The organism is Mesorhizobium sp. P2_E9 (genome assembly GCF_056403815.1).
Genome location: NZ_JBFUET010000008.1, coordinates 302,508 through 317,683, shown reverse-complemented (window position 1 = coordinate 317,683; position 15,176 = coordinate 302,508). Strand labels below are relative to the sequence as shown.

Genomic DNA, 15,176 nt, shown 5'->3' with positions numbered 1-15,176 from the left:
CCGGCAATGAGCCGACGCTGACCGTCGACGAGACGGTTCTTACAACGGACGCCCACGCGAGCTTTGCAGGCAACTTTATCTCCAGCTTTGGCACCGATGGGGCCGGCACGTTGACCTACGCGCTAAGCGCCGTGGCAGGCCCTTCGGGTCTGGTCGACACGGCGACCAATCAGACGGTCATCCTCTCGCTCAATGGCGGCGTCGTTGAAGGCCGCACCGCCACCAGCCACGACCTCGTGTTCACGGTCTTCGTCGATGGCTCGGGCAACGTCACCCTCGATCAGCTCCGCGCGGTGGTCCATCCGACCAGCGACCCGGACGAGAGCAAGACGCTGAACGCGGACAATCTCATCCAGCTCACCGCGACTGTCACCGACAAGGACGGCGACCACGCACCGGCCACCCTCAACATCGGCCAGAATCTCATCTTCAAGGATGACGGGCCGAGCATTTCGACAACCGGCACGGAGCCGACGCTGACCGTCGACGAGACCGTGCTGGGGCCTGACGCCACGCAGAGTTTTGTGACCAGCTTCAGCTCGACCTTCGGCGCAGACGGGGCCGGTACGCTAACCTATGCGCTGGGCTTCAATGCCGGCGTAACCGGGCTGGTCGATACGCTGACCGATGAGGCGGTCGTCCTTTCGCTCAATGGCGCCGTCCTTGAAGGCCGAACCGCCACCAGCCACGACCTCGTGTTCACGGTCTCCGTCAACGCCGCGGGCGCCGTCACCCTCGACCAGATCCGGGCGGTGGTGCATCCGGACGCCAACGACCCCGACGACAGCAAGACACTGTCCGCGGACAGTCTGGTCCAGCTCACCGCGACCATCACCGACAAGGACGGCGACCAAGCATCGGCCACCCTCAACATCGGCACGAACCTCATCTTCAAGGACGATGCTCCGACGATCACGGTGCCCTTCGACGGTGACCAGAGCGGCACTCCCGGGACTCCCGAGACTCTGGCCAACACGCTCAACGCGTCGGCCACCGGAAACTTCGGGTATGACATCGGTGCGGACAGCCGCCCGGCTTCGTTCTACGACGCCACGCACTCTGACTTCGTCGATGCCGACGGTGCCCTTGCCGGTATCCAGATCGGGCTCACCGGTAATCTCACCGGCCTTGTGCCGGCACCAGGCACGACCCCGTTCATCAGCTCGTTCGCGACGCTCCAGTCGGAAAGCGCCACCTCGGCGACGTTCAACTGGCAAATCTCGTACGATAGTGACCCGAACACGGCTGGCAACCAGACGGCCACGGCGGGTGGCACCCTTGTCTTCAACAAAGTTGCCGACACCTACACCATCACATTGAACGACACGGTCGAGGGCTTCACCAAGGACATCCTGCACACCTCTGAGCTCTTGTCCAAGGAGCCGGTGAGCAACGTCGGTCACCCAAACATCGTGGTGGAGAAGCTTTTCGACGCCAGCACCACGACCGATCAGACCGACCGGGACTTCTTCGTGCAGTTCACCGGTAACTCGAACCCCAACGGGAGCCCCTTCGGGTTCAACGCGACGGGTGACGGCAATCCGGTTGTCGGCGGTGTTAACGACACCATCTTCAATGCCGGCCAGCAGATCAGCAGCAACTTCGAGGATTGGGTTTCTGCAACCCAAGCCACGAACGGGGTTGCCGGTGACACGATCCAGAAGGGTGAGCTGCTGACGTTGCGGTTCTTCGACCACAGCCCCGGCATCATCACCGACGACGGCGCCAATAACGTCCCGAACCAGACGGCCAACGATATGGCAATCAAGTTCGACGGTATCGGCAACAGCGAGGACCTGATGCTGATCCTCAACCTCGTCAATTTCGGTACCGACGGGATCGCGGGCGGCACAGGCACCGCCGCCGACACGTTTACCACGAAGGCGATGTACGTCTCAAACGCCGACATCTTCAAGACAGGGCAGGTACCTACCGCCTACGCTGCCGACTTCCCGCTCGACAACAACGACGGTCTCGTTATCGTCGAGAGGAACGACTACAACGGTGCAGGCGAAAACTGGGTGCTTCAGGGTGTCCAGATCATGCAGTCTGGTAACGGTCTCACCGGCCCCGATAGTAATCCGAACTTAGCCGGCCTTCAGGAGACGCCGACGGCGATCGACCTGCAGCGGGCGACCGGCCCCGGTGGTGGTAGCACGACCTTCGCTCTACAGAACTGGGACCCCACCGACAACGACGTGCTGAAGATCACCGACATCGGCTTCACCTCGACGCAGACGACGACGCCGGATGCCCACCTCGACTTCGCCTTCCGGGTCGCGGACGCGGACGGCGACACGACGCCCACGTCGCCGTTGTTCCAGCACATACTTGTCGACGTCGCCTGACACTTGACCAACGGGGGCAGCCAAATGCTGCCCCCGTACCCACGATCTGTTGCACGATATGTCATCCCGCACGCAGAGATAGAAACGATGAAAACCAAGCAACAGCCCCCTGCCCTGCAGGTGGTGATGAAAGAGGCCAGGCGCGCCCTCCGGCCGCTTGTCTGGTTCAGCGGCGGCATCAACGTGCTGATGCTGACCGGGGCCCTTTACATGCTCCAGGTTTATCATCGGGTGTTGTCCAGCCATAGCCTGGAGACGCTGGTGATGCTGTCGCTGATGGCGGCAGGGGCACTCGTGACAATGGCGGGGCTGGAGGTGGTGCGCGGGCGTCTGCTGGCTACCGTCGGGTCGTGGATGAACGCGCGGTTGGGACCGGTTCTCCTGACAGCATCGGTGGAATATGCCGCCTCGGCGCCCGGTCACGCCAATGCCCGCCCGCTGCGCGACCTGGATCAAGTCCGCAATTTCTTCACCAGCCCCAGCATCTTCCCGATCCTTGACGCGCCCTGGGCACCGCTGTTTTTCGTCGCCATATTCTTCATGCACCCTTGGCTGGGCTGGTTGGCGCTGTGCGGCGGGATCGTCCTGTTTGCGTTGGCGGTGCTCAACGAATACCTCACGCGCAAGCCGTTGACCGAGGCCGCGAACGCACAGTCGCGGGCCTATGTGCAGGCCGAGGCGGCGATCCGCAACGCCGAGGTCGTCCAGGCGATGGGCATGTTGAAGCCTCTGCTGGAAGGCTGGAAGGCGCAGCAGGACGAGGCAAACAAGGGACAGGTTCTTGCCGCCAACCGTGGCGGCGTCATCGCGGCCATCGCACGCTGCCACCGGCTGGCCTTGCAAATGGCCATACTGGGCCTTGGCGCTTACCTGGTGCTTCGCAACGAGGCTTCCCCTGGCATCATGATCTCCGCCTCGATCCTGATGGGGCGCGCACTGTCCCCGGTCGAGCAGGCGATCGGCACATGGAAAGCGACGGTCGGAGCGCGCGCCGCTTACAAGCGCCTCACCGCGGTCGCCGGAGAACACCGGGAGGCCACGCCGGTTATGCCGCTGCCACGACCGAAAGGCAGGTTCGAAGCCGACAACCTTGTGCTGGCCCGACAGGGTGGCGAGCCTATCCTGAAGGGGATCAGCTTCCGGCTCAATCAGGGTGAAGCCATGGCGCTGATCGGCCCGAGCGGAGCCGGCAAGACCAGCCTGGCGCGCATACTGGCCGGTGCCTGGCGCCCATCCGGGGGACGTGCGTTGCTAGACGGCATGGACGTCGCCCAATGGGCGGCGGAGGATCGCGGTCACTATGTCGGATACTTGCCGCAGGACATCGAGCTCTTCGCTGGTACGGTCTCCGAAAACATCTGCCGCTTCGCCAATATCAACCCGGCGGTCTTCAACAACGTGGTCAAGGCCGCGCAGCTGGCGGGAGTTCACGAACTGATCAAAGGACTGCCGAAGGGTTACGGCACCGAGATCGGCGAATCCGGCGCGGTATTGTCGGGCGGCCAGCGCCAACGCATCGGGCTGGCGCGGGCACTCTACGGCGACCCGCCACTCATTATCCTGGACGAGCCCAATTCCAACCTCGACCGCGACGGTGAGGAAGCCTTGATCGCCGCCCTCGGCGCGGTCAAGGCGGCGGGCGCGACCATCATCCTGATCGCGCATCGAGCCAACATGATGGAGAAGGTCGACAAGATACTGGTCCTCAACCGGGGCCAGCAAGACCTCTTCGGTTCACGAGACTATGTCTTCAATGAACTCTCCGCGCGCATCCGCCAGGTCACTCAGGTGCCGGCGAGTCCGATGCCGGAAATCTCCGCCACCGTGATCGGCGCCGGCAACGGGCCACGTCCCCCTTCAAAAACTACGTCGCGTCAAAGCCCATTGAGCACGGCTGTCGTGGCGAACCAGGCATGAAATGAGAACAGCGATGAACGTCGTGCCGTTACCCGTCCCGCCACCCTCCCTGCAGGAACCGGTACCCCTGCGTCTCACGGCCGTGCAGTATACCGGGTTCGCGATCATGTTCCTGTTCTTCGGCGTGGCCGGGGGCTGGGCGGCCCTGGCCCCGTTGGACAGCGCAGCGGTGGCGCAGGGCGTCGTCAAGGTCGCCGGCGACCGCAAGCTCATCCAGCACCTCGAGGGCGGCATCATCGCGGAGCTGAACGCCGCCAACGGTGACGTCGTCAAGGCGGGCAAGGTCCTCATCCGGCTCGATGACACGCAGGCAAAGGCGCAGCTCGACCTGATCCAGAACCGGATAGCAACGCGTGAGGCGCTGGCCGCGCGTCTCAGGGCCGAGCGTGACGGCAAGGCCGAGATCGAGTTCGATCCGGCGTTGCTCGCAAACCCCGCCACCGCCGTAAAGGACGCGGTGTCCGCACAGCGTGACGTGTTCGCGGCGAAACACCACAACTTGGCGGACGAGCAGGAAATTCTCAACCAGCGCCGTCGCCAGACCAAGGAAGAGACAACGGGACTGGAGCAGCTTATCGCCACTAAAGACAAGCAGATCGAAGCGATCGAGGGTGAGACCAAAGACCTTGAGAGTCTGCTCAAGAAGGGGCTGACCACCCGCGAGCGGAACCTATTGCTCAGACGACAACAGCAGGAGATCGAAGGGGAGCGCGCTACCAACATCGCGGCGATCGCCCGTGCCAGAAGCGCCATGGCCGAGATCGACATGCAAATCTTGAACCTCAGCACAGTGCGGTTGAACGAGTCCGTGGACGAGTTGAGCAAGGTCGAGGCGGAGTTGTTTGACCTGAGACAAGAGGAGCGTTCCGCCAAGGACGTGCTTACCCGTACCGATGTCGTCGCACCGGTTGACGGCATCGTCATGGATCTGAAGGTCCACACAGCGGGCGGTGTCGTGAAACCCGGCGATACATTGATGACGATCGTGCCGCTCGGGCAACAACTCGTGGTCGAAGCCATGGTCAAACCTGAGGATGTCGAGACGATCGCTCCGGGACAGCCCGCGCACGTCAGTTTTCCGGCCTTCGCCCGCTACAACCTGCCGCCACTCGACGGTGTCGTGGAGATCGTGTCGGCCGACCGCATGGTGGACGAGCGCAGCGGCGCACCCTATTTCGCCGCGACCGTGTTGATCGACAAGGGCGAACTCACCAAGCTGGAGGGCCGCAAGCTCCTGCCCGGCATGTCGAGCGAGGCGATGATCCGCACAGGTGCCCGCACCGTGCTTTCCTACCTCGCCGAGCCGATCACGCAGAATTTCCGCCGGGCGATGCGGGAAAAATAACCATAGGCGACCCAAGCCAGGCACCCCAGGCCGGGCGCCTGCCCGGACACAACCAAAACAGCGGTCTCCCGCCACCACCGCACCCCGCACACCTTTGACATCGTTGGGGAAGCGTTCCCGCGCAGGCATGCGATGGGACATCCGACGATTGCGACCTCGATTCACCAAACCTGGAAGGACGGGATTAGGTCGTCGAAGCATCGATCCTCTCTCAGCCATCCAGTGCTGGCTGCCGCCGCTGGCGTGCGCATCATCCAAATCATGATCCAAAGATGTCACAGCGTCTGAAAATGCATCATTGACCAGTGCATAGTTGGTTATGACTGCTTGCCAGCCGTAAGAAGTGAAATTCAAATGTACAGGCGGCTTTGGCGGGTCGCGGCAGATGATCTGCGGGGGCAGCTGAATGAATATCCATCGCGGTGACCAGGCCGTAGACGATACCGTTGCGACCCAGCGGCAGGCGGTGGCCGTCATCGGCATAGGTTGCCGTTTTCCCGGGGCGATCCACGACGCTCGCTCATACTGGAAGTTTCTTCTGGAAAAACAGTGCGGCATCGTCGATATCCCGGCGGATCGCTGGAACATCGACGCCTTCTACGACGCCGACCCGGACGCGCCGGGCAAGATGCGCTCTCGCTGGGGTGGCTTCCTGACCAGCGACGTCTTCGGCTTCGATCCCAGCTTCTTCGACATGTCGCCACGAGAGGTGACATCGATGGATCCGCAGCAACGCCTGGCGCTGCAGATTGCCTTCGAGGCCGTCCAGGACGCCGATTGCACGCTGGCCGACCTGCAACGCGTGCGCACCGGCGTCTTCGTCGGCATCTCGACCAATGATTTCGCACAGAACCTGCGCCGGGGGCGCGCCGGCGGCGGCGACATCTTCGCCGGCACCGGCTCGGCCTTCTCCATCGCCGCCAACCGGATTTCGCATCGCTTCGATCTGAAGGGGCCAAGCATAGCCCTCGACACCGCCTGCTCATCGGCGCTTGTCGCTATCGATCAGGCCGTCCGTCACCTCAGCATGGGCACCTGCGACATGGCATTGGCCGGCGGGGTCAACTGCATGCTCGACCCCGGACCTTTTGTCGCCTTCTCCGGCGCCAACATGCTTTCGCCGACCGGCGGCATCTACACATTCGACGAAAGAGCCGATGGCTTCGTTCGCGGCGAAGGCTGCGGCCTCGTCCTTTTGAAGCCGCTGGAGCGTGCCATCGCCGATGGCGACCGGATCTACGGGGTGATCCGGCATTCGATGGTCAATCAGGATGGCTACACACCGACGCTCACGGCGCCCAGCGGCGAAGCCCAGCAGGCAATGCTGGAAGCGCTGACGGAAGGCGCCTCCATCGATCCGGCCGATGTCGACTATGTCGAGGCTCACGGAACCGGCACGCCGGTCGGCGATCCGATCGAGGCGACGGCCATCGGTCGTGTTTTCGGCGTGAACGGCCGATCCAAGCCGCTTCCTGTCGGGTCCTTCAAACCCAATCTCGGCCATCTGGAATCGGCCTCGGGCATCGCCGGTTTCATCAAGGCTTTGCTGACGGTGTCGCATCGCATCGTGCTGCCCAACCGCAATTTCGACCGACCGAACCCCAGCATTCCCTTCGATGCGCTCAACATCACCGTCGCGACAAAGCCGACGCCGATCGACCATCACGAGCGCCCTGCCCTGGCGGTGGTCAACTCGTTCGGCTTCGGCGGCACCAACGCTTCCATTGCCGTGGAAGCATGGGGCGGACTGCCCGCGCGTGCCTTGCGGACGGCAAGGCCGGCCGAAACCAGCCATCCCATCGCCATCCCGATTTCGGCCGGAAGCGCGACCGGGTTGCAGCTATGGGCCGAACGCCTGGCGGATGCGCTCGACGACGGAGGTTCCCTGGCGGAGACCCCGGTCGAGGACCTGGCGACCCATCTGCGCCAGGCGCGCGACAATTTCACCCAACGCGCGGCACTGATCGTCGAACCCGAGCATGCCGAGTTGCGGACGCAGTTGCGCAACCTCGCCACCGGAACGGTCGAGCAGAGCCCCGCCGGCCCGACCATCATCACCGGCCGTGCCTCCAGTCGGCGCCTGGCGATCGCCTTCTCCGGCCAAGGCGGCCAATGGTGGGCGATGGCCCGGCGCCTGCTGAAGGAAGATCCGGCGTTTCGCCGCACCGCCGACATGTTCGACGAAGTGCTGCAGCCGATGGTCGGATGGTCGACCGTGGAGGAAATGCTGCGCGACGAAACAAAGACCCGCGTCAACGATGCCGATGTGACCCAGGCATCCATCTTCGCCACGCAGATTTCGCTCTACAACCGCTGGACAAAGAAAGGGGTCCGCCCCGAGCTTCTGATCGGGCACAGCTTCGGCGAGGTCGCGGCGACCTATGTGTCGGGTGTCATCGATATCGAGACCGCGGCCCGCATCATCGCCAAGCGTGGTCTCATCCCGCTGAAGAGCGAGCGGCGCGGCGCCATGGCGACGATCGGGCTGACGGTCGAGCAGCTTGCACCCTTCCTGCCCGACGACGGCAGCGTCGTCATCGCCGCCTATAACGGCCCGATCGCGCAGACTATCGCCGGCATGGAAGACGCCGTGGTTGGCGTGCTGGCCGAGGTCGCGGAGGCCTATCCCGACGCAACGGCGCGCCGCATGACCATGGATTTCGGCTGGCACAGCGCGCATCTGGAAGATTGCAAGGAATGGTTCCTCGGCGAGCTTGGCCCGGTTGCCTGGAAGGAAGGCAAGCTTCCGATCATCTCGACGGTGACAGGCATATTCGAAACGAAATTCGACGCCGATTATTGGTGGGCCAATCTGCGCCAGCCGGTCAGTTTCACCAAGGCGCTGGACTTCACCTTGGATTACGGCATCAACGCGTTCCTGGAAATCGGCCCGCACCGAACGCTGACGCCGCTCATCCGCGGCATCGCCCAAGAACGCGGGGCGGACGTTCTTGCGATCAATTCGCTCGATCGCGCCGCCGACGATTTCTGGACGCTGGCGCGCGCCGAGGGCCATCTGCATGTCTCCGGGGTCGAGCCCGAACGGCCGAAATCAGCCGCCGGCCCTGTGTCGGCGCCGCAGCTGCCGTGGAACAACCAGCATTTGCTGAACACGTCCGAGGAGACAAGGAACTTCCTGTTCGAAGCACCCCGGCATCCCTTGCTCGGGTGGCGCGACTTCATGGCCGGGCCATCCTGGACAAACGAGATTACGCTGCGAGGTTTCAAATTCCTGGTCGACCATCGCGTTGGCGGCGACTGCCTGTTTCCGGCCGTCGGCTACATCGAAATCATGGGCGCGGCGTTGCGGGACCATTTCGATTGCGCCGCGGTGGAGCTGCGCGATTTCAAGCTGCATGAGGCGCTTTCCATCGCCGAAGACGACGCCATCCTGCTCTCAACCACATTTGATCCGGTCGCCGGCCGGCTGCGCGTCTCGACGCTTCACAGGGGGTCGGAAGACCGCTGGAGAACCCGTGCCGAGGCCTATGGTTTCGGCCATCAGTACGAGCTTGCGCCCGCCCCGGACGATCTTCTCCAGGATCGGCGATTCCTGACCGACAAGAACGAGTTCTATCGCCTCGTCGAACGGCATGGGCTCGACTATGGCCCGACCTTTCAGTCGCTGGATGGCCTTCAGGTCGACGGCGACCGGGTCATCGCCAGGCTGACGGCTCGGGATACCGAACTGTCGAAGCGTTATTTCGCGTTTCCCGGATTGTTCGATGCCGTGCTGCAAGCTGGTATCGGCCTCTCTTCCCGTCGCGATGGCCTGTGGATCCCCGGTGAGCCGCTGCCGCCTGCCGAGGAGGACAAGACCCCCTATCAGCTGCGGCTGCCGACAGGGGCGCGCAAGATCCTGCTGGGATCTCCGATGACGGCCGATGTCGTCGTCGATATCCAGCCGAGCTTCGAACCGGACACAATGCGCTTCAGCGTGTTCTCGGCGGAGGGGCGGCCGCTGATCGTCATAGACGATTTGCAGACCAAGGCACTCGGCAAGATCAGGAGCACGAACCAGGCTGGCGGTTCGGGCCCCAGCGTCTTCGATGAGCATTTTATCAGGCAGGAGCCAAAACCCGCGACCACGCCTCTGCGCTGCCCGCGATGGCTTGTGGTGGGCAATGGATGGCAGCGCCTCGAAGGGGCGCTGGCGGAACTGGCCCGGCGCGGGGCGACGGTCGAAATGGCCGACCCGATCCCATTCCTCGATCTCGATGCTGACAAAGCCCAGGCGACCATCCAGGCTTTCATCGGCGCATCGCACGGCAATGCAGGTATCCTGTTCCGTGCGGCCGTCACCGAGCCCCTTGATGAGATGGCCGATGGCACACAGCTTCTGGCCGCCATCACGCCTGTGGTCCATCAGCTGATCACGCTGGCAAAAGTCTTTGACCGGCTATCCGCCGCGCCCGGCCCGGGGCCGGAACTGGTTGTCGTCACATCGGCGAGCCGGCTCGTCGCGGGCGATGGGCCGATGCCGCTTTCGGGCCTCTGCGAAAGCGCGTTGATCGGCGTTGCCCGCACCATGGCCAATGAGTGCAAAGGCTTCAGCATTCGCCTTCTCGATGTGGACGAAAGCGCGCTGCTGTCGGGAACGGCGGTTTGCGACGTCCTGTTGGAAGAGACGGCGGAAACCGAATTCGTGCTGCGCGGCGCCGAGCGTTATGTCCCGCGCCTGGAACAGCTGGCCCTGCAGGAGCTGGCGCCGTCGTCACGGACACTGGACGTGAGGCGCGACCCGTCGAATTTCACTGTGACCATGACCAGGCCCGGAATCATCGACAACATCGTGTTGCGCGAGACGGTCGAACCGGAGCTGGGCTCCGGCGAGGCGCTGGTGGAAATTGCCGCGGTCGGCCTGAATTTCCGCGACATCATGGCCGCGACCAGCATCCTGCCGGACGAGCTCGAGAATGACGAGGCGTACTGGCGAAACCTCGGCCTGGAGTTTTCCGGCACCGTCAGCAAGGTCGGCGCCGGCGTGACAAATCTCCAGCCCGGCGATCGCATCATGGGCATGGGCAAGGGCTACCTCAGGCGTTTCGCCAGGGTTCGGGCAGACTATGTCATGCGCGTGCCCGACGGGCTCGATCTCATCGACGCCGCGACCTTGCCGACGGCTTTCCTCACCGCCCACTATGCGCTCGACCATGTCGGCAGGCTGGCGCGCGGAGAGACCGCGCTGATCCATCTCGCTTCGGGCGGTGTCGGCCTTGCCGCCATCCAGGTCGCGCGGGATCGCGGCGCGAGGGTCTTCGGCACCGCGGGCAGCGACATCAAGCGCGCCTTCCTCAAGCAATTGGGCGTGGATGAAGTGATGAACTCGCGCGCGCTCGATTTCGCCGACGAGATCCGGGCCTCGACCCATGGCCGCGGCGTCGATGTGGTGTTGAACGCTCTGTCGGGCAGCGGCATCGACAAGAGCCTCGAGTGCCTGGCGCCGTTCGGCCGCATGGTCGAAATCGGCAAGCGCGACCTCGCCGACGACAAGCCCATCGGCCTTCGCTCGCTCTATCGCAACAACGCCTATTCGGTCATCGACCTCTCGACGCTTCCTCTCGAGAAGCCTGATCTCTTCAAGCAACTGCTTCTGGAGGTGGAGGTAAAGGTCACTGCTGGAACCTACAGGCCGCTGCAAGCCACACGCTTCCCGGCATCGCGCGTGGCGGAAGCCATGCGCATGCTGTCCAGGGCGCAGCATATCGGCAAGGTGGTCGTCACATTCGACGAGCCGGCGATCGACGTCGAACTCGACCTGCAGCGCAAATTCGATGTCTCGGCCCAAGGCGCCTATCTGGTGACCGGCGGCCTCAAGGGTTTTGGCGTTGCCATCGCCGACTGGCTCAGCAGATCGGGTGCAGGCACCCTGATCCTCGCCAACCGAAGCGGTATGCCCGACGCCGAAGCGGCCGAGGCCATCAAGAGTATGGAACAGCGCGGCACAAGGATCGTGCGCGCAGCACTCGACGTCAGCGATGCGGTGGCCGTCGACCGGTTGATCGGCGAACATGCGGCGGCAGAGCACCCGCTACGCGGCATCGTGCATGGCGCCGCTGTCATCGAGGATGCCTTCGTCTCGCAACTTGATGCCGGCAAGATAGACCGCGTGCTCAGGCCAAAGATTGCCGGCGGCTGGAACCTGCATGTCGCGACCGTCAAGCACGGCCTTGATCTGGATTTCCTGGCCAACTTCTCTTCGATCGCGCAGGTGATCGGTTCTGCGGGACAGGCCAACTACACCGCGGCCAACTCCGTCCTCAACGCCATCGCCAGCTATCGCAGGGGCCGCAACCTGCCCGGCTCCTCGGCTGCCTGGGGCATGATCGCCGGTAGCGGGTTCGTTGCCCGGTCGGAGGCGATGACCAACTATCTCGACAGCGTCGGCATCAAGCCGGTGCAGGATTCGGAGGCGGCCAACGCCCTCGCCTATCTGTTGCGCGCAAAGTCCGAAAATCTTGGCTTTGCCAACCTCAACTGGGCGGCGATCGCGCGCACGAACCCCGGGGCGGCGACAAATCCAAGGATTTCGCAATTGCTGGGCGAGCGCACGGGCGGCCGTTCACGCATTCAGGCCGAGCTGATCGCGGCGCCACGCGAAGCGTGGAACGATCTGCTCGCGGACATGATCCGGCGCGAAGTGGCGAAGGTGCTGAAGGTCGAGGCCTCTGCATTGGCGGACGACCGCAAGCTCAGCGAACTCGGGCTGGATTCGCTGTCATCCTTCGAGCTGAAGAACCGCGTCGAGGCTCAGGTCGAGGTCGACATCCCCGTTGCCAAGTTCCTGCAGGCGCCGACGATCGCCGGACTGTCGCGTCTTGTCGCCTCGGCATTCGAGGCCAAGCTCAAGGCGGCTCTGCAGCTCTCGGCCGCGCAGGCGAAATCGGAGGGTGCCGTTGCAATGGAGGCGTTCCGCCCCCTGGGGCGGCAGGTCCATGCGATCATGCTCGACGTCAGGCCCATGTCTTCGACCATCGCCAAGGCGGACAACCAGATTTTCGCCGAGGCCAAGGTGGTTTCAGGCGTTTTGCTGGAGGCGCTGTCGGCGCGCCTCACTCGCTTGGCTGAGGACAACGATGCGCTTCGCATGAGAGGCGCGATATCGCCATCCGGCGCTGTCGAGATCGCTTTCGATGCCCCGCCGGCCTTGGAACCGCTGTTGCCGGGTAACCGCCTGGGCGACATTGCGCTGCCTGGTCCGTTGTGGCGCGTCGGCGTATCGCCACGCCCGGACGGAGGTCACGATCTGCAGGTGCGGGCGCATCGCGCCGCCGCCGACGCCTCGTCGGTCCATCTCCTGTTGTCGCTGTTGCTGCGAAAGGATGGCGAGGCGACCGAAACGGGCCACACCTTCGCCGAGCATGTGCGCTCAACGCAAGCTGAGCCGGGATCGGCCGGACATCGCCGCGACATCGCCTACTGGAAGGAAGTCCTCCACAACGCGCCCGCCATCGCGCCAATCCCCGGACGCCGCCGGGCTTCGGCGCCCGCCGGCATGGGATCGAACCGGGGCAAGGTCGGGATCCTGGAAGCCACGCTTGCTAAGGACGCGCTGTCGGGCACGCTGGACGCAGCCTTGCTGGCCGCCTACGCCAAGGCGCTGGCCAGCCGTTTCTCCGTCGATGCGATCATCCTGGACAGACAGTTCAGCGAACGCGGAGACGGAGCGCCCGATGGGCTGATTGGCCCGCTCGACGGCTCTTATCCGATCGTGCTGCGAACCTCCGATCAAGCCCGCCCAGATCTTCTCAAACAGATCGAGCGCGCCGACACCAACGGTCGCGCGCACCGCCTGATGGACACGGCGTCGCTGGAACTGGCGTTTGAGGAAGATTTGCGCCTGCGCCATATCGCGCTGCGCCAGTTCGGCTTCGCTTTTGTCGAGCACGACCAAACCGGGCAAGGGGCTTCCCTTGGCCTCGATGCGGTCCCGGTCAGCATGCACGAAATCCAACTCGGCGTGGCGGTTCGCGATGCCGGCATCCTGATCCGGCTGAGCATCGATCTCGAAATTGTTGACGAGACGACGGCACGGCAACTGCTGGACGCGTGTCTGGATGAACTTGGCGCGCAGATCGGGTTCCCCGGACAGCTTCGGGTCGACACGACGCGCTGGAGCATCCGCGACTGGTCCGGCGGCCAGCCGCCGGCCATGCCGGCCAGGAGCTCGCCGCTCGACGGCGTACCCAATGTCGAACGCGAAATCGCGGTGACCAGCACGCAAATGGCGTTGCTGCAATTCCAGGAGCATCCGGAGGCGACCCACTATGCGCGCATCGCTTTCACCATCAGCAAGGAACTCAAGATCCGGCCGCAGATGGACACCGGCCGCCTCAAGCGTGCGATCGAAAGGATCATGGAGCGCCATGAGGTGATGCGCACCCGCTTCTTCCAGAAAGGGACCGGGTACGGCGCCTATCTGGAAAGGCGACCCACGGAGTTCTTCTCGGTCGAGGAAGTCGCCGACGAGGCCGAGGCCATGCGGCGCGCGAGAGAACTGGCGCAGGAAAGCATCGACATCCGGGCGCCGATGTTCCGCATAACAATCCTGCGCTTTGGCGCCGAGAGCGACATCATCGTTGCCAAGGCCCACCATCTCGTCCTCGACGGCTATTCGCTGGGGCTTATCCTGGAGGAATCCGTCAAGGCCTATCTCGATCTGCCGCTGGACCCTGTCGAGATGGGCATCGACCAGTTCATCCGCGATTTCGACCATGTCGGCAGGCCCGGCTCGTTCGCACAGCGCGACGCCTTCCTGCGCAAGGTGTTTGCCGAGCCCTTGCCGGAAATTCCGAACCTTGGACGCAAGGCGAAGGGGCAGCGGCCGAATGTCGATCTGGTCGATTGCAGCCTCGGCGCGGAAGTGTCGCTTTCGATCCCCCGCCATCAGCAGGAGATCTTGCGCAAGCGGGCCAAGGCCGCCGGCACGACGGAAACGGCGATGGTCATCGCCGCCTTCGCCCAGATGATCGCCGCGCGCGGCGGCGTCGACGACATGATCCTGCAGATTCCTGCCGCCTTGCGCCACGACCGGCGGCTGGAGAACTACGTCAATTTCGTCGCCTCGGACATGCCCGTGCGCGTGCGCCCCTCCGGCTCCGAGACGCTGGAGGCGCTGGCTGCGGCACTGGGAGAACAGATCGACGAGGCGACCCAATTCGCGCCCTTCATGGATTCGAATTATTTTGGCGAAATCCATGACGACGTCGTCGCCAAGGGATCGTACACCGCGCTCTTCGTCGTCGGCAGCCGCACCGTCGACAAATGGACGCGCGCGACCCAGTCGGCGCCCCTGCAGCGCTCCAACGCCACCGGCGAGCTCGATCTCGGCATGTTCAAGGTGACGCCGCTGCCCGACATGCGCCGGGAAAGACCATGCATCAGCGAAATGGATTTTCGCAGCTTCCCGACCGGTGATGGCCTTGGCCTGGCCTTGACATTCGACAGGCTCGGCTATGACCATGCCGAGGCCGAGGAAATTCTGCGGGAGATCGCCGAGCGGCTGCTGGCCGGGCAACCGGCGGTCGAGTCCATCGAGCAGTCGGCGGTTTGATGTCGCGTCACTT

Annotated in this window: 4 protein-coding genes; all 4 read left to right on the top strand. The window is 63.9% G+C overall.

Annotated elements, in window-relative coordinates:
• Positions 1-2,348 (top strand): DUF5801 repeats-in-toxin domain-containing protein (locus AC1D05_RS16440; protein ID WP_477442069.1); only part of this gene is annotated, 2,348 nt, incomplete at its 5' end.
• 87 nt (positions 2,349-2,435) lie between these two features.
• Positions 2,436-4,265 carry a type I secretion system permease/ATPase gene (locus tag AC1D05_RS16435; RefSeq protein WP_477442067.1) on the top strand — a complete coding sequence of 610 codons (1,830 nt, stop codon included), beginning with the start codon at positions 2,436-2,438 and terminating at the stop codon, positions 4,263-4,265.
• 13 nt (positions 4,266-4,278) lie between these two features.
• The gene (locus tag AC1D05_RS16430) at positions 4,279-5,610 is read left to right on the top strand and encodes an HlyD family type I secretion periplasmic adaptor subunit (RefSeq protein WP_477442066.1); all 1,332 of its coding nucleotides are present in this window, start codon (positions 4,279-4,281) and stop codon (positions 5,608-5,610) included.
• Between the two features lie 406 nt (positions 5,611-6,016).
• Positions 6,017-15,163 carry an SDR family NAD(P)-dependent oxidoreductase gene (locus AC1D05_RS16425; RefSeq protein WP_477442064.1) on the top strand — a complete coding sequence of 3,049 codons (9,147 nt, stop codon included), beginning with the start codon at positions 6,017-6,019 and terminating at the stop codon, positions 15,161-15,163.
• Positions 15,164-15,176 lie beyond the last annotated feature (13 nt).